At 65.1% G+C, this 14,022-nt stretch carries 17 protein-coding genes and 1 pseudogene; 11 read left to right on the top strand and 7 right to left on the bottom strand.

Features of this window, described 5'->3' with window-relative positions:
- The first annotated feature begins 12 nt into the window (after positions 1–12).
- Complete coding sequence (locus tag LGN17_RS12770; RefSeq protein WP_175956131.1) at positions 13–375, top strand: DUF3022 domain-containing protein; 363 nt, start codon at positions 13–15, stop codon at positions 373–375.
- A gap of 33 nt (positions 376–408) precedes the next feature.
- On the opposite strand, the gene LGN17_RS12775 is transcribed toward LGN17_RS12770, so the two are convergent.
- Together LGN17_RS12775 and LGN17_RS12780 are read right to left on the bottom strand one after the other, a co-directional pair.
- Positions 409–840: a PGDYG domain-containing protein gene (locus LGN17_RS12775; RefSeq protein WP_226197131.1), complete on the bottom strand. Its 432-nt coding sequence runs from the start codon at positions 838–840 to the stop codon at positions 409–411.
- 135 nt (positions 841–975) lie between these two features.
- Positions 976–1,521 carry a Spy/CpxP family protein refolding chaperone gene (locus tag LGN17_RS12780; RefSeq protein WP_226197132.1) on the bottom strand — a complete coding sequence of 182 codons (546 nt, stop codon included), beginning with the start codon at positions 1,519–1,521 and terminating at the stop codon, positions 976–978.
- A 382-nt stretch (positions 1,522–1,903) separates the two neighbouring features.
- On the opposite strand from LGN17_RS12780, the gene LGN17_RS12785 reads away from it, so the two are divergent.
- Positions 1,904–2,368, top strand: a complete 465-nt coding sequence (locus LGN17_RS12785; RefSeq protein ID WP_006481526.1) for an Lrp/AsnC family transcriptional regulator — start codon at positions 1,904–1,906, stop codon at positions 2,366–2,368.
- Positions 2,369–2,397: 29 nt separating this feature from the next.
- Here LGN17_RS12785 and LGN17_RS12790 read toward each other — a convergent pair.
- Positions 2,398–2,898, bottom strand: a pseudogene (locus LGN17_RS12790) (hypothetical protein); the annotation flags it as partial.
- A gap of 248 nt (positions 2,899–3,146) precedes the next feature.
- Between LGN17_RS12790 and LGN17_RS12795 the strand changes: the two are divergent.
- Positions 3,147–4,247: a saccharopine dehydrogenase family protein gene (locus LGN17_RS12795; RefSeq protein ID WP_011352168.1), complete on the top strand. Its 1,101-nt coding sequence runs from the start codon at positions 3,147–3,149 to the stop codon at positions 4,245–4,247.
- 98 nt (positions 4,248–4,345) lie between these two features.
- Here the strand turns inward: LGN17_RS12795 and LGN17_RS12800 are convergent, their stop codons facing one another.
- Entirely contained in the window at positions 4,346–4,963 is a 618-nt protein-coding gene (locus tag LGN17_RS12800; RefSeq protein ID WP_175956122.1) for an AAA family ATPase, read from the bottom strand.
- The gene (cydX, locus tag LGN17_RS12805; RefSeq protein ID WP_043182986.1) at positions 4,960–5,106 is read right to left on the bottom strand and encodes a cytochrome bd-I oxidase subunit CydX; all 147 of its coding nucleotides are present in this window, start codon (positions 5,104–5,106) and stop codon (positions 4,960–4,962) included. Before cydX ends, LGN17_RS12800 begins: the two co-directional genes overlap by 4 nt.
- A gap of 179 nt (positions 5,107–5,285) precedes the next feature.
- Between cydX and corA the strand changes: the two genes are divergently transcribed.
- Positions 5,286–6,263 (top strand): magnesium/cobalt transporter CorA, encoded by a 978-nt coding sequence (corA, locus tag LGN17_RS12810; RefSeq protein WP_226197133.1) that lies wholly within the window; start codon positions 5,286–5,288, stop codon positions 6,261–6,263.
- 7 nt (positions 6,264–6,270) lie between these two features.
- Here corA and LGN17_RS12815 read toward each other — a convergent pair whose 3' ends face one another.
- Both LGN17_RS12815 and LGN17_RS12820 read right to left on the bottom strand, forming a co-directional pair.
- On the bottom strand, positions 6,271–6,564 hold the full coding sequence (locus tag LGN17_RS12815; RefSeq protein ID WP_175956119.1) for a YciI-like protein: 294 nt from the start codon (positions 6,562–6,564) through the stop codon (positions 6,271–6,273).
- A 225-nt stretch (positions 6,565–6,789) separates the two neighbouring features.
- The gene (locus LGN17_RS12820; protein WP_226197134.1) at positions 6,790–7,278 is read right to left on the bottom strand and encodes an adenosine-specific kinase; all 489 of its coding nucleotides are present in this window, start codon (positions 7,276–7,278) and stop codon (positions 6,790–6,792) included.
- 145 nt (positions 7,279–7,423) lie between these two features.
- Between LGN17_RS12820 and LGN17_RS12825 the strand changes: the two genes are divergently transcribed.
- The 7 genes from LGN17_RS12825 to LGN17_RS12855 all read left to right on the top strand — a co-directional run bounded on the left by LGN17_RS12825 (position 7,424) and on the right by LGN17_RS12855 (position 13,940).
- On the top strand, positions 7,424–8,413 hold the full coding sequence (locus LGN17_RS12825; RefSeq protein WP_226197156.1) for a cysteine synthase A: 990 nt from the start codon (positions 7,424–7,426) through the stop codon (positions 8,411–8,413).
- 110 nt (positions 8,414–8,523) lie between these two features.
- Positions 8,524–9,009: an aminoacyl-tRNA deacylase gene (locus LGN17_RS12830; RefSeq protein WP_175956115.1), complete on the top strand. Its 486-nt coding sequence runs from the start codon at positions 8,524–8,526 to the stop codon at positions 9,007–9,009.
- 826 nt (positions 9,010–9,835) lie between these two features.
- On the top strand, positions 9,836–10,534 hold the full coding sequence (locus tag LGN17_RS12835; RefSeq protein ID WP_011352160.1) for an energy transducer TonB: 699 nt from the start codon (positions 9,836–9,838) through the stop codon (positions 10,532–10,534).
- Positions 10,535–10,620: 86 nt separating this feature from the next.
- Entirely contained in the window at positions 10,621–11,535 is a 915-nt protein-coding gene (locus LGN17_RS12840; RefSeq protein ID WP_226197135.1) for a MotA/TolQ/ExbB proton channel family protein, read from the top strand.
- 20 nt (positions 11,536–11,555) lie between these two features.
- Positions 11,556–11,978 (top strand): ExbD/TolR family protein, encoded by a 423-nt coding sequence (locus LGN17_RS12845; RefSeq protein WP_175013681.1) that lies wholly within the window; start codon positions 11,556–11,558, stop codon positions 11,976–11,978.
- 323 nt (positions 11,979–12,301) lie between these two features.
- Complete coding sequence (locus LGN17_RS12850) at positions 12,302–12,733, top strand: ExbD/TolR family protein (RefSeq protein WP_175971862.1); 432 nt, start codon at positions 12,302–12,304, stop codon at positions 12,731–12,733.
- Between the two features lie 16 nt (positions 12,734–12,749).
- Entirely contained in the window at positions 12,750–13,940 is a 1,191-nt protein-coding gene (locus tag LGN17_RS12855) for a tetratricopeptide repeat protein (RefSeq protein WP_413227022.1), read from the top strand.
- Positions 13,941–14,022: the final 82 nt, after the last annotated feature.

Raw genomic sequence — 14,022 nt, forward strand, 5'->3', positions numbered from 1 at the left:
GGGAGAGACGGGATGGATGACTATCTGATCGAATGCCAGAGCGCGGAATTCGACGCGCTCGCCCGCGTGATCTGCGATCTCTTTCCGGAGCAGACGCGTTTTGCCGAAAGCAGCGACGCCCGCGGGCGCTTCCTGTCCGTTCACTGGCTCGCGATGCGTTTCGGCTCGGCGCCGAAGCGGATGACGCTCGATATCCGTATCGTGCCGGCGGCGCTCGCGCGCTATCTGGCGCTCAAGCCGATGCAGCGTGCACGCAGCCATGCGGTGCTGCATGCGTATACGGAAGCGATGCTCGGGTCGCTCGAGGAGCGCCACGCGGCCGGTGAGGCCGTCGAGCGCGACGCGGAACTCGAACTCGACGAAGACTTTGCGTGACCGTTCGCGCCGGTGCCATGCCGGCGCGTCGCATCACGCGTCGCGGTAGACCTGCGCGAAGCGCTGCGCCTGCACGACACCGTAGTCGCCGGGCGCATACTGCATCACCCAGTCGCCGGCGACGCCGCGCAGCATGTCGCCGTTTTCCGAGCGGGCGATCGTGAAGGGCTCGTCCATCCGGCGGGCGAGCACGACGGCAGGCCGGTTCCGGTAGTCGCCCGGCTCGCCGTGCGTGAGCGCCGGATCGGCGGGCAGGTATTTGGCGTCGAAGCGCGCGCGCGACACGACCCAGCGGTCGCCGGTCGAGCCCGTGATCAGCGCGTCGCCCGCCGCATAGCGGTTCGGGCCTTCGAGGCTCATCAATTCGCCGTCGGCCTCCGCGAAGGACACGGCAACGGTTTCGTCCTTGACGACGCGACGGGCCTGCGGATCGGTACGCAGGTCGAGGTGCTGGAGTTCGAGCATGGCGGAGAAGTGCGGGAAAGCTGGAAAAGCCGGGAGCTTATCCCGAATCCGGCGCGCCGTGTGACGCGCCGGTCGCCTGGAGTGGCGCGGCGCCGTTCGGCCCGGACGGGCGGTACGGCGCCGGCGGGGAGGGCGTCAGGGCTGCGCGGGTGCGCTGGCGGCCGCTGCGGCTGCCGCCTTGCCTTCCTTGCCTTTCGTCTTGCCCTTGCCGCGGTGTTCGCCGCCGTGGTGCAGCCAGCTGCGGAACGTCGTGTCGGCCAGCGCCTTCTGGTCGGCCGGGAAGCTCTCGTAGAGCGGCGCAAAGGCGTCGGCGAGCTTCTTTGCGCCGTCGGCGTTCGCCTGCGACAGTTCCGCGTACTGTTTCATGTCGTCGAGTGCGGAGACGTCGTGCTTGGCCATCCGTTCGCGATAGAGGCGCCCCATCGTGTCGCCGTTGTCGCGCATCGTGTCGGCGAACGTCTTCCACTGCGGTTCCTGCGCCGACGTGATCTTCAGCTGGTCGTGCAGGTACTTGATGCGCTGCTCGACGCGCGCTTCGTGGCGCGCCTCGCGCTGCTCGGCACTCGGGGCCGAAGCCGCGGCCGTCATGGCCTGGGCGGGCGCTTGCGGCTGCGCCGGGGTTTGCGCGAACGCGCTGGCTGCAACCGCGAGCGTAGCGAGGGTGAGCGAGATTTTCTTCATGGTTGGCTCTCCGGGATGGTGTCTTGCGAGCGGGCGCGGCGGCAATTGCCGCAAACGTTTCTCGCGTCGCCTGCTATTAGTAGCACGTTGCGTGCGGCGCGGCAGTGAATGCGACACTTGCTTACAACCGATACGAATCGAAATTGAAAGGGATATGGCAGGTCGGCACGGGCCCGCGATGGTCCGGCGCGTACTGGCGCCAGGCGCGGAAAGCGAGCGGCAAGTGCGATCCGGATGCAGTCGTGGCGACGGACAAGGCCGCGCGACCGCATGACGATGCGCGATCGCGCAGTCGTGCGATGCCGTTTGGGCGCACCGGCGTTCGGCGCTATCATCGCGTCACATTCCACTTAGCCGGCGCGTCTCGCGCCGGCCCAGCCTCATGCGTCCACCCCGCCTCGATCAACTCGACGATCTCGACCGGCAACTCGTCGCGCTGCTGCAAGCCGATGCGCGCGCAAGCGTCGCGGATCTCGCGCGCCAGCTCGACGTCGCGCGCACGACGGTCGTCGCACGCATCGCGCGGCTCGAACGCACCAACGTGATCGCCGGCTACAGCGTCCGGCTCGGGCAGGACGTGCTCGACGCGAGCATTTACGCGTATGTCGGCATCATCCTCACGCCGAAGTTCGGCAAGGACGTGTTGCGCAAGCTCGACCGGATGCCCGAAGTGCAGTTGCTTTGCGCGGTGAGCGGCGAGTACGACTACGTCGCGTGGCTGCGGGCCGATTCGCCCGAACGGCTCAACGACCTGCTCGACCAGATCGGCACGCTCGAAGGCGTCGAACGCACGACCACGTCCATCATTCTTTCACGCAAGATCGATCGCGGGACGATCGGCGGCTGACGCTCGAGCGCGGTGTTCGTCGCGCGGCGCGTGAAGCCGAGCCCGAGCGCCTCGGTTGCGAGATCGCCCGCGGCGGTGCGCGGCGCGAACGTGCAGAGGACCGCGGCGCAGGAGAACAGCTCGGGCCGCGGCGTGACGATCGTGTCGATCGACAGCGTGCCTTCGACGCGATGCCACACGAAAAAGATCGCGGCGGTACTCGCATCGAGACTGACGTTCAGGCCGTCGGCGAGCAGGTCGGTGATCTGCGTGCCAACGATGCCGACCAGCACAGCACCTTGAGCCCGTAGATCCACGGCACGTAGCGGCACGTATCAGCACGTGCGCAACTGCAGCCACAGCGCGATCGTTAGCAGCGACGCCATTGCGACGCGCGTGACGGCCTGGCCGAGTCCCGCGTTGACCGCAAGAAAGTCCGCGCCGGTTTCGCCGACCGTGGTTGACATGATCTTGATGATCCAGAACGACAGCGCGACGTCGGGCACCTTGTTCAGCCAGCGCGGCGTGCGTTGAGCGGGCAGGGATTGCATGCGATGCCTCCTTGGCAATCGGGCGGCCGGCATGCAGTCTGAAACGGAAGACTCAGGCCAGCCATGGCGAGGCCGGCAGCGGGGAAAAGGTGTTGTTTCGACGTTTCGACGAAATGTATCGTCGAAACGTCGAATTTAGAGGTCGTTTCGCATCATTCTTCGTCTTGGAACTGATTTTGCGCGTCCCTAAACTGTGTTCATGGCTCAACGCCGTTCACAACACCAACCCATCATCAGGAGATAAGCGCATGAAAATCGCCATCGTCGGCGCAGGTCTGATCGGCCACACCATTGCTCACATGCTGCGTGAAACGGGCGACTACGAAGTCGTCGCGTTCGACCGTGATGCGGATGCGCTTGCGAAGCTGTCGCGCGAAGGCATCGCGACGCAACGGGTCGATTCGGCCGACGCGAACGCGATTCGCGAAGCAGTGAAGGGCTTCGATGCGCTCGTCAACGCGCTGCCTTACTACCTCGCGGTCAACGTTGCGGCCGCGGCGAAGGCGGCCGGCGTCCACTACTTCGACCTGACCGAAGACGTGCGCGCGACCCATGCGATCCGCGAGCTGGCCGAAGGCTCCGACCGTGCGTTCATGCCGCAGTGCGGCCTCGCACCGGGCTTCATCGGTCTCGCCGCACACGAACTGGTGAACGGCTTCAGCGAAGTGCGCGACGTGAAGATGCGCGTCGGCGCGTTGCCCGAGTACCCGACCAACGCGCTGAAGTACAACCTGACGTGGAGCGTCGACGGCCTGATCAACGAATACTGCCAGCCGTGCGAAGCGATCCGCGACGGCCGCAAGCAATGGGTGCAGCCGCTCGAAGGCCTCGAGCACTTCTCGCTGGACGGCACCGAATACGAAGCGTTCAACACGTCGGGCGGCCTGGGCACGTTGTGCGAGACGCTGTCGGGCAAGGTCGAGACGCTCGACTACAAGTCGGTGCGCTATCCGGGCCACCGCGATCTCGTGCAGTTTCTGCTCGAAGACCTGCGCCTGTCGACCGACCGCGACACGCTGAAGTCGATCATGCGCCGCGCGGTGCCGTCGACGAAACAGGACGTCGTGCTCGTGTTCATCACGGTGACGGGCGTGAAGGACGGTCAGCTGGTGCAGGACGTGTTCACCCGCAAGATTTTCGCGAAGGACGTGTGCGGGATGCACATGAGCGCGATCCAGATCACGACGGCCGGCGCGATGTGCGCGGTGCTGGATCTGTTCCGCGAAAAGAAGCTGCCGCAGAGCGGTTTCATCCCGCAGGAAAAGGTGTCGCTGAAGGCGTTCCTGTCGAACCGCTTCGGCAAGCTGTACGAAGGCGGCACGATGGAGCGCGTGCACGCGGTGGCCTGACCACCCGCCAGCCAGCCTCAGGCACGAGGGCCGTACGACGCCGGGAGCGCAGCAGCGCTTCCGGCGTTGTTTTTTGCGGGGAACGAAGGAATAACCGGTCAGGCCGGCAGCGGCGGGACGATCGTGGCCACCGGCGGAGGCGGCGCGATGCGGTACAGCAGCGCATTGACATCGGCATCGGATGGCGCGGTGTTGTCGAACATCACGATGCCGTCGCATTCGTGTCCGGTCGGCACGAAGCGGCGCTGCCGGTATTCGTCCCAGTGCGCGAGCTTGTAGGCATCGTTCGGATTGCCGCGCGCGACGATCCGCTGGTGCGCGACGTCTTCCGACGTGTGGACCCAGACGACCGTCAGCGTGACGTCGGGCGCGATGCCGAGCCAGGCGCGGTCGAGAATGCGGCGATCGCGCACTTCGCGCGACAGCGGGCCGACCACGAGCGCGCCGATGCCGAGCGCGAGATTTTCACGGGCCGTGTCGAGCAGGCCCTGGTATTCGGGATCGCGCAGGTGCTTCAGGTAGAGCGGGCTGTCGCGGTCGTTCGGATCCTCGGTGAGCGCGCCCATCGCGGCCGAACTGTAGCGGCCGTACAGCGTGTCCTTGTCGAGCAGGCAGAAGGCCTCGCCGGTCGCGCGCATCAGCGGCCCGATGAGCCGCTTCGCGAGCGTGGTCTTGCCGGTGCCGGCGTGACCGCAGAAGAACACCAGATGCGTCACGAAGCCTTGCCTCCCGAGCGCGGGCTCGACGCGCCGTTGCGCTTGTCGCCTCGCGAGAAGACTTCCGCTTCCAGCCACATCGCGTTGATGATGCCGAAGCCGAGCGCCACGCCGATGCCGAGTATCCACGAGAAATACCACATGGGTCTGTCTCCTTGACGGTTGGGCCGCACGGCCGTGCGGCTTGTGGTCCGAAGTGTCCGGGTGCGCATGCTGCGGCGCACGCAGCCCGATCATGACCAATATCGCCGTGCCGCGCAAGCCGGGCCGCCCGCGCAGCAAACCGGTAAACTGATGCGCAAACCGCAACATCACGGACAACATGCTGATCAACTGTGCTGCATACCAGGACGGCCGCAAGCTGGCCGACATCGATATCGACGCCATCAGCGACTACGTGTCGAAGCCCGAATGCTTCGTGTGGGTCGCGCTGAAGGATCCGACGCCCGACGAAATCGACCTGATGGGCGAGGAGTTCGGGCTGCACGAGCTGGCGCTCGAGGATGCCCGCAAGGGGCATCAGCGGCCGAAGATCGAGGAGTATGGCGATTCGCTGTTCGCGGTGCTGCATACGGTCGAGCTCGACGAGGACGGCGAATTCAAGCTGGGCGAGCTGAACGTGTTCGTCGGCCCGAACTACGTGCTGTCGATTCGCAACCACACCGAGCAGGATTTCCGCGAAGTGCGCAAGCGCTGCGAGCGCGAGCCGCATCTGTTGCAGGAAGGCTCGGCGTTCGTGTTCTACGCGCTGATGGACCAGGTCGTCGACCGCTATTTCCCGATCCTCGAATCGCTCGGCACCGAACTCGAGGAACTCGAGGATCGCATCTTCGCGAAGGCCACGCCCGCGTCGTCGCGCGCGATCATCGAGGATCTCTATTCGCTGAAGCGCCGGCTCGTGATGCTGTACCAGCATACGGCGCCGCTGATCGAGCCGCTCGCGAAACTCACCGGCGGGCGTGTTCCGCACGTCTGCAGCGGGATGGCGGCGTATTTTCGCGACGTGTACGACCATCTGCAGCGGATCGTGAAGACGATCGAAGGGCGCCGCGAGATGGTCGTGACGGCGATCCAGATCAATCTCGGGATGATTTCGCTGACCGAGAGCGAAGTGACGAAGCGGCTCGGCTCGTTCGCCGCGCTGTTCGCGATACCGACGATGATCGCCGGCATCTACGGGATGAACTTCGCGAACATGCCCGAGCTGCACCTGAAATACGGGTTCTACGGCTGCATCGCCGTGATGGTCGTCGCCGACTTCGCGCTGTGGTGGCGATTCAAGCGGGCAGGGTGGCTGTAGTCCCGCTTCACGCGCGAGGCGGCGCGTGCTTGCCGACCACGACGCGCCACGGACGCACGCGCCACGATTTCACGAGGCCGTTCTGCACGTACGGATCGGCGCGCGCGAACGATTCGGCCGCCTCCGGCGAATCCCCTTCGAACACGAGCACGGCCTGGTCGGCCGGGTCCGACAGCGCGCCGGCGAGCATGAGTTCGCCGCGTTCGGTTGCGGCCTGTGCGAGTGCGAGGTGCTCCGCGCGGAACGGTTCGCGACGGGACAGGTAATCGTCGACGAGTTCGTAGATCAACTGGTAATGCATGGTGGCTCCAGGGAGAGCCGCGGCGGCCGGGACGTCGGCGCGGCTGTCAGTCAGTCTGCTTGCGGGCAGTATAGGGCAGGCGGACGATCGCGGCACAACACGAGAGGCGGCGTTCCTACGTCTAAAACGCAACTAACGGTCTGGGCGCGATCCGTCCTGAAATCCCGGTTGCAACGCACCTTCACTACAGCCAGGTCTACAGGCCGTCCCCCGTGCGGCCCATCCCTACGCCTTGTAGCCGATCGTGCGCAGCAGATCCTTGCGCCAGCGGATGTCGTCGTCATTTTCGACACCGAGCGGCCCAAAGCCGTCGACGACGCCGACGATCCCGCGTCCTTGCGCGGTTTCCGCGACGATCACGTCGGTCGGGTTCGCGGTCGCGCAATAGATCCGGCAAACCTCCGGCACGGCCTTGATTGCATTGAGTACGTTGACCGGGTAGAAGCCGTCGCCGAGGAACACGATGAACGCGTGGCCGGCGCCGATCGCGCTGGCGTTGCGACATGCAAGCTCGACGAGCGCCGCATCGGTGCCGGAGTGGCGCACCAGCCGTTTGCCTGACGCCTCGCAGAATGCGAGCCCGAAGCGGATGCCGGGCACGGTGCCGACCAGCGCCTCGTGGATGTCCTCGACGGACTTGATGAAATGCGACTGGCCGAGGATGAAGTTCACGGTCTCGGGTTTGTCGACGGCAACGGTGTGCAGTTGCAGCATGGCGGACCTCGTCTCGCGATGCGGCGCACGCGCCGCAATGGGCTCTTCAAGCTTAATACGCGAGCGCCGGCGACGAAAGCCGCGCGGGCGGCCTATCCTTCGTTGTGTGTGGCGCGTGCGCCGCGCGAAGGCAACGGAGGCAGACATGGACGTGCGACACGGCTTCGTCGACTGCGTGGGGCGCACGCCGCTGATTCGCTTGACGAAGCTCAGCGCCGAGACGGGCTGCGAGATCCTGGGCAAGGCGGAATTCATGAATCCGGGCGGGTCGGTGAAGGACCGCGCGGCGCTCTACATCATCCGCGACGCCGAACGGCGTGGCGTGCTGAAGCCGGGCGGCACCGTCGTCGAGGGCACGGCCGGCAACACCGGCATCGGTCTGGCACATATCTGCGCGGCGCGCGGTTATCGCTGCGTGATCGTGATTCCCGACACGCAATCACCGGACAAGCTGGCGATCCTGCGCACCCTCGGCGCCGAGGTGCGTCCGGTGCCGGCGGCGCCCTACCGTGACCCGAACAACTATCAGAAGATTGCCGGACGGCTCGCGGACGAACTCGACAACGCGGCGTGGGCCAATCAGTTCGACAACGTCGTCAATCGTCAGGCGCACTACGAGACGACCGGGCCCGAGATCTGGCGCGATACGGCGGGCACGATCGATGCGTTCGTCTGCGCGACCGGGACGGGCGGCACGCTGGCCGGCGTGAGCCGGTATCTGAAAGAGCAGAATCCGGACGTCCGGATCGTGCTGGCCGACCCGCACGGCAGCGGGCTCTACGGGTACGTGAAAACGGGGGACCTCGGCGCGGAAGGCAGTTCGATCACCGAAGGCATCGGATCGACGCGCGTCACCATGAACCTTGCGGGCACGCCGATCGACGACGCCGTGCGGATCGACGATCAGCAGTGCGTGACGATGGTCTACCGGTTGCTGCGCGAGGAAGGGCTGTATGTCGGCGGATCGAGCGGCATCAACGTCGCGGCAGCGGCGTGGCTGGCCCGCCGGATGGGCCCGGGGCACACGATCGTGACCTTGCTGTGCGACCGTGGCGACATCTATCGCGCGCGGCTTTTCAATCGGGAATGGCTCCGCGAAAAGGGACTGGACCCGGGGGCTGAGCCCGTGAGTTGAACCGCCGGAGGCATGGCATAGGTGAGGATTTCCATCCGCCCGAATGCGACCTATGCTGAACGAATCCGGTGCGAACGCCGTTCGCCCGTTTCGCCCAGACGAGGTGCGCCATGCCTGTGTCAGCCACCCTGCAGGATTGCCTGCGTCAGAAGTCATCGCGGTACGAAGTGGTGTACCACCCCTATAGCCATACGAGCATGGAGACGGCCGCCGCCGCGCACATACCCGGCGATCGCCTCGCGAAAACCGTGCTCCTCGAAGACGACGAAGGCTACGTCGCCGCCGTATTGCCGACCACGCACGCCGTGCGCCTGTCGGATCTCTGGGTGAAGACGGGACGTCATCTCGTGCTCGCCCGCGAGGTCGAACTGCGCGAGCTGTTCAAGGATTGCGACATGGGCGCGTTGCCGCCGGTGTGCATGGCGTATGGAATGAAAACGTTTCTCGAGGAGCGTCTCGCGCAGCAGCCGGAAGTCTATTTCGAGGCCGGCGACCACGAAGCGCTGATCCACATGATGCAGGATGAATTCCTGACGCTGATGGAGACGGCCGAGCGCGCGCATTTCTCGCACAAGATGCAGGGCATGCACGCCTGACGCGCGCAGTGCAAGGGCACTGGTCGATGCGTGTGTGACACGGTTGTGAGCCGGGGGGCGTAGCTGTTTCGCGTGATAGTTAATTCGGTATGCGAAGTGATGGCATCGGTTTTGGGGCGGCAATGAAGGCCTGAAATTTGAATCGCATTCCGGATTAACTATTCGGATATCGATGGTGCGCAGGATGTTTCGAGGAAGCCGCGTCGGCCAGCTCGAGGTGGCCGAGCAGCGCATCGCGCGATCGACGCGGATGTCGACGAGGGGACGAGGGCACCGTCCCGGTCGCCGCCACGGCGGCTGATTTTGATGCGGTGCAGGAAATACGCCGGCATTTATGTTGAAACAACTTAATATCCGTTTCCGCGTATATCCATACAATTCAATTACCGTTTCAATAATAAAAGGCTGATTTGTGCTTACCGGAATATTATTTGAATAACCTCTCCAAACTTTGTATTCGGGCATCAAATAAAGTTTGACGTCAAAATTTTTTCCTTGCTATCTTCTGCACCCAAGTGAACGGCGCCATTGACATCACCGCGTAACGAACGACCAATCGTCAGACGAAACGCAAGGCGCTACCCACTCAGCTGACAATTGCCTGAACGTGCAGGCGCGTGATTTTCCGGTGCAAAGCCGGGCCGCGCCGGCCGGAACGATTCCTTGAAAAAGAACAAATCGGAAATCCAATTTGATTCTTTCAATTCGGATTGCTAATTGAATTTGAAATGAAATGTTCGGGTAGATGCGGTGGCGATGCCGACCTGGCTTCGCCGCCGGCAGCAATCCGAAACTGGGCAAATCGCTTGGGGGATGGATGGTGGGCATGAAAGTCGAAGAGCATCTGGCTACGTCGAACAGCGGACTGGCGACGCTGGGCCGTCCGCGGGAGTTCGGCAAGAAGCAACAGAATCCGGTCCGCCGGTTCGGCGGCATCGGAATCGTCCTGGTGCTGCATGCGGTGCTGATCTACGCGCTGCTCAACGGCCTCGCGACGAAAGTCGTGCAGGTGATCCAGCATCCGATCGAAACGCGCATCATCGAGCCGGTCAAGCCACCGCCGCCACCGCCGATGCCCGTGGTCAAACTCCCGCCGCCGAAATTCGCGCCGCCGCCGCCGCCGTTCGTCCCGCCGCCGGAAGTGCCGGTGCAGGCGCCGCCGCAGGCGACGATCACGCACCAGTCGGCCCCGGTACCGTCCGCACCCGCCGTGCAGGCGCCGGTCGTGGCGCCCCCGGCGCCGGCCAAGCCGGTCAGCCATGACGTGGGTGTGGTCTGCCCGAATTCGGACACGCTTCGCGCGTCGATCCAGTATCCGAAGGAGGCGCAGGAAAACAACATCACGGGCGACGTGACGATCGAATTCGTGGTGGATGCGGAAGGGAACATCACGAACGAGCGGGTGGCGCAGTCGGCGGATCCGATCCTCGATCGTGCTGCCTACAACACCGTGAAACGATTCAAGTGCGTCGCGCAGGGCCAGTCGGTGCGGGTCCAGGTTCCGTTCTCGTTCAATCTGAATTGATGCAGTGGGCGGCCCGGTGAGATCCGGGCCGGGAAAAACCATCTCGAACTGACGTATTAAGTTCATCGAAATAACTGGAGTGGGGTATGACGAAGCGTTCACTGGCCGCGCTGGCGGCAAGCATCCTGATGTCCGTCGCGGCAATCGACGGGTTCGTTGCACCGCAACTCGCCCACGCGCAGGCTAGCGGCACGGCCGGCACATCGGCACAGGTCGCGGCACCGTCGGCTGCACCGGCCCCGGCTCCGGCCGCCGCCGAGCCGGCTCCGCCGCCCGCGCCGGCCACGACGGAAGCGGTCGAGAATCCGTACGGGCTCGGCGCGCTCTGGAAGAACGGCGATTTCGTCGCTCGTTTCGTGCTGATCCTGCTCGTGATCATGTCGATGGGAAGCTGGTACATCATGATCACGAAGTTCGTGGAGCAGTTGCGCGCCAATCGCCGCGCGAAGCTGGCGGACGCGCAGCTCTGGTCCGCGCCGTCGCTGGCCGAGGGCGCCAAACTGCTCGACGAGGCATCGCCGTTCCGCTTCATCGCCGAAACGGCGATCGAGGCCGGCGAGCATCATGACGAGGCGCTGCTGGAAGCGGTGGACCGCAATACGTGGATCGATGTGTCGGTCGAGCGCTCGATCACGAACGTGTCGAACCGGATGCAGGACGGGCTCGCATTCCTGGCCACGGTGGGCTCCACCGCGCCGTTCGTCGGGCTGTTCGGCACGGTCTGGGGGATCTATCACGCGCTGACGGCCATCGGCATCGCCGGCCAGGCGTCGATCGACAAGGTCGCCGGCCCGGTGGGCGAGGCGCTCATCATGACCGCGATCGGCCTCGCCGTCGCAGTGCCGGCGGTGCTTGGCTACAACTTCCTGGTCCGGCGCAACAAGTCGGTGATGGAGCGGGTCCGCAACTTCGGCGCGCAACTGCACACGGTGCTGCTGGCCGGCAATCGGCGCCCGGTACGCGCGTCGTCGTCGCCGGCAGCTGCGTCGCTCGCGAACTGATCGGCTGACGGAGACGCGCGATGGCCATGAACGTCGGGCAGGACGATAGCGACGAGGTGATCGCCAACATCAACACGACGCCGCTCGTCGACGTGATGCTGGTGTTGCTGATCATCTTCCTGATCACGATTCCGGTCGTGACGCACACGATCCAGCTTCAGTTGCCGAAGGAGACGGTGCAGCCGCTGCAGACGACGCCGAAAAGCGTCGAGATCGCGGTGAACCGGGACGGCGATTTCTTCTGGGGCGAACAGCTGGTGGATGCACAGACGCTGCTCGCGAAGCTGAAGGACGTGTCGCAGCAGCAGCCGCAGCCGAGCGTCCACGTGCGCGGCGACCAGAACACGCGCTACGAGTTCATCGGCCGGGTGGTCACGATGTGCGAGCGCGCGGGGATCGCGAAGCTGTCGTTCATCACGGAGCCGCCTGCGCGCGGTGGATAGTCGCGTGTGGGAATCGTGGTGGAAATGGGGGCTGGCGGCAAGTGGGGGAGCGCTGACGCCGGTTGACCGCGAAGGATGGGATCTGCGTGAACGCTCAAGCGCTGACGCTGGTCGGCCGCGAAGCATGGGACCGGCGTAAGTGCTAAAGCACTAACGCTGGTCGACCGCGAAGCATGGGACCGGCGTAAGTGCTAAAGCACTAACGCTGGTCGACCGCGAAGCATGGGACCCGCGTAAGCGCTGAAGCGCTAACGCGGGTCGACCGCGAAGCATGGGACCCGCGTAAGCGCTAAAGCGCTAACGCGGGTCGACAGGAGTCGACGATGGGAATGAATGTGCCTTCGGGCGGTAGCAACGCCGAACCGGAAGTGATGGTCGATATCAACACCACGCCGCTGATCGACGTGATGCTGGTGTTGCTGATCATGCTGATCATTACGATCCCGATTCAGATGCATTCGGTGAAGATGGACCTGCCGGTCGGTAATCCGCCGCCGCCGGCCACGCCGCCGGAAATCGTGCAGATCGATATCGACTTCGACGGTACGACGACCTGGAACGGGGCGCCGGTGCCGGACCGCGCGGCGCTCGAATCGAAACTGACCCAGGTCGCGGCGGAACCCGTGCAGGCGGAAATCCACCTGCGTCCCAACAAGCTGGCGCCGTACAAGGACGTGGCCGCCGTGCTCGCATCCGCGCAACGCGTGGGCGCGACCAAGATTGGCCTGATCGGTAACGAACAGTTCATGCAATGAAGACACGGACGAGCCGATGAACCCGCAACGATGGAAACGGATGATGGCGGTGACGGCGCTCGGCGCGGCCGGCCTGCTCGGACGCCCGGCGTTGCCGGCGGACGCGCTGCGGCCGGACGTGGCGAAACCGTTGGCGGCCGCGCAGGAGCTGTACCGGGCGCACAAGTATCGCGACGCGCTCGGCAAGATCGCGCAGGCGGCCGCCGTGCCGAACCGGACGCCGTACGAAACCTACATGGTGGAGGAGATGCGCGGCGCGGCAGCGATGGCGGCCGGCGACTCGGGCACGGCCGCGCAGGCCTACGAGAGCGTGTTGAACTCGGGGCGGCTGTCGGGCGAGGACGAGCAGCGGACAACGGCCGCGCTGGCCGGCATCTACTTCCAGCAGAAGAACTACCCGCTGGCGATCCGGGTCGCGCAGCGCTACCTGAAGGCTGGTGGTTCGGATCCGGAAATGCGCACGCTGCTCACGCAGTCTTACTACCTGTCCAACGATTGCGCGCCGCTCGTGAGCCAGTTGAAAGCGAGCACGGACGCGCAGGCGAATGGCGGACACGCACCGGATGAAGGGCAACTGCAGATGCTGGCGACCTGTGCGCAGAAAGTGAAGGACGGCAACGCATATCGTGGTGCGCTCGGGCTGCTGGTGGCTTATCACCCGAGCCCCGCGTATTGGGACGAAATGGTCACGGCCATTCGCGGCAACCCCGGCTATCTGCCGTCGCTCGACCTCGACATCTACCGGTTGCGCCGCGCAACGGGCTCGCTCGCGACCGCCAACGCGTACATGGAGATGACACAGCTCGCGCTGGTTGCGGGGTCGCCCGCCGAGGGCAAGCAGGTGATCGACCAGGGGTTCGCATCCGGCGTACTCGGCAAGGACGCGCAGGCGGATCGCGAGAAGCGGCTGCAGGCGCTCGCCGCAAAACGCGCGCAATCGGGCGGGGATGCCACGACGCCCGCGGCGCCGATCGACGCGGGCATGAACCTCGTCTTCGCGGGGCATGCCCAGCAGGGGCTGCAGATGATGGAGCAGGCGATCGCGAAGGGAGGGCTCGAGCATCCCGATGCGGCGCGGCTGCGGCTCGGCGAGGCGTATTACGTGGCCGGCCAGAAGGCGCGTGCGGTCCAGGTGCTGCGCACGGTCAAGGGTAGCGACGGTTCTGCGGACCTGGCGCGCCTCTGGACGGTCGTGGCATCCCGGTAGCGCAACGAACGCGCACGACGGCGCGCAACGCAGGCGTGGTCGGCAAGCGGTGTGCCGCCGCGATGGCGCCGATGCACGATGG

Origin of the sequence: Burkholderia sp. AU30280, from assembly GCF_020420125.1 — a bacterium.
Classification (GTDB): Bacteria; Pseudomonadota; Gammaproteobacteria; order Burkholderiales; family Burkholderiaceae; genus Burkholderia.

Bases quoted from the DNA above. Each gene is read 5' to 3' on its own strand.
- LGN17_RS12770 (WP_175956131.1), top strand. From the start codon at position 13: ATGGATGACTATCTGATCGAATGCCAGAGCGCGGAATTCGACGCGCTC.
- LGN17_RS12825 (WP_226197156.1), top strand. From the start codon at position 7,424: ATGGACGTGCGACACGGCTTCGTCGACTGCGTGGGGCGCACGCCGCTG.
- LGN17_RS12775 (WP_226197131.1), bottom strand. From the start codon at position 840: ATGCTCGAACTCCAGCACCTCGACCTGCGTACCGATCCGCAGGCCCGT.
- LGN17_RS12780 (WP_226197132.1), bottom strand. From the start codon at position 1,521: ATGAAGAAAATCTCGCTCACCCTCGCTACGCTCGCGGTTGCAGCCAGC.
- LGN17_RS12830 (WP_175956115.1), top strand. From the start codon at position 8,524: ATGCCTGTGTCAGCCACCCTGCAGGATTGCCTGCGTCAGAAGTCATCG.
- LGN17_RS12845 (WP_175013681.1), top strand. From the start codon at position 11,556: ATGGCCATGAACGTCGGGCAGGACGATAGCGACGAGGTGATCGCCAAC.
- LGN17_RS12850 (WP_175971862.1), top strand. From the start codon at position 12,302: ATGGGAATGAATGTGCCTTCGGGCGGTAGCAACGCCGAACCGGAAGTG.
- LGN17_RS12840 (WP_226197135.1), top strand. From the start codon at position 10,621: ATGACGAAGCGTTCACTGGCCGCGCTGGCGGCAAGCATCCTGATGTCC.
- LGN17_RS12785 (WP_006481526.1), top strand. From the start codon at position 1,904: ATGCGTCCACCCCGCCTCGATCAACTCGACGATCTCGACCGGCAACTC.
- LGN17_RS12795 (WP_011352168.1), top strand. From the start codon at position 3,147: ATGAAAATCGCCATCGTCGGCGCAGGTCTGATCGGCCACACCATTGCT.
- corA (WP_226197133.1), top strand. From the start codon at position 5,286: ATGCTGATCAACTGTGCTGCATACCAGGACGGCCGCAAGCTGGCCGAC.
- LGN17_RS12855 (WP_413227022.1), top strand. From the start codon at position 12,750: ATGAACCCGCAACGATGGAAACGGATGATGGCGGTGACGGCGCTCGGC.
- LGN17_RS12815 (WP_175956119.1), bottom strand. From the start codon at position 6,564: ATGCATTACCAGTTGATCTACGAACTCGTCGACGATTACCTGTCCCGT.
- cydX (WP_043182986.1), bottom strand. From the start codon at position 5,106: ATGTGGTATTTCTCGTGGATACTCGGCATCGGCGTGGCGCTCGGCTTC.
- LGN17_RS12820 (WP_226197134.1), bottom strand. From the start codon at position 7,278: ATGCTGCAACTGCACACCGTTGCCGTCGACAAACCCGAGACCGTGAAC.
- LGN17_RS12835 (WP_011352160.1), top strand. From the start codon at position 9,836: ATGAAAGTCGAAGAGCATCTGGCTACGTCGAACAGCGGACTGGCGACG.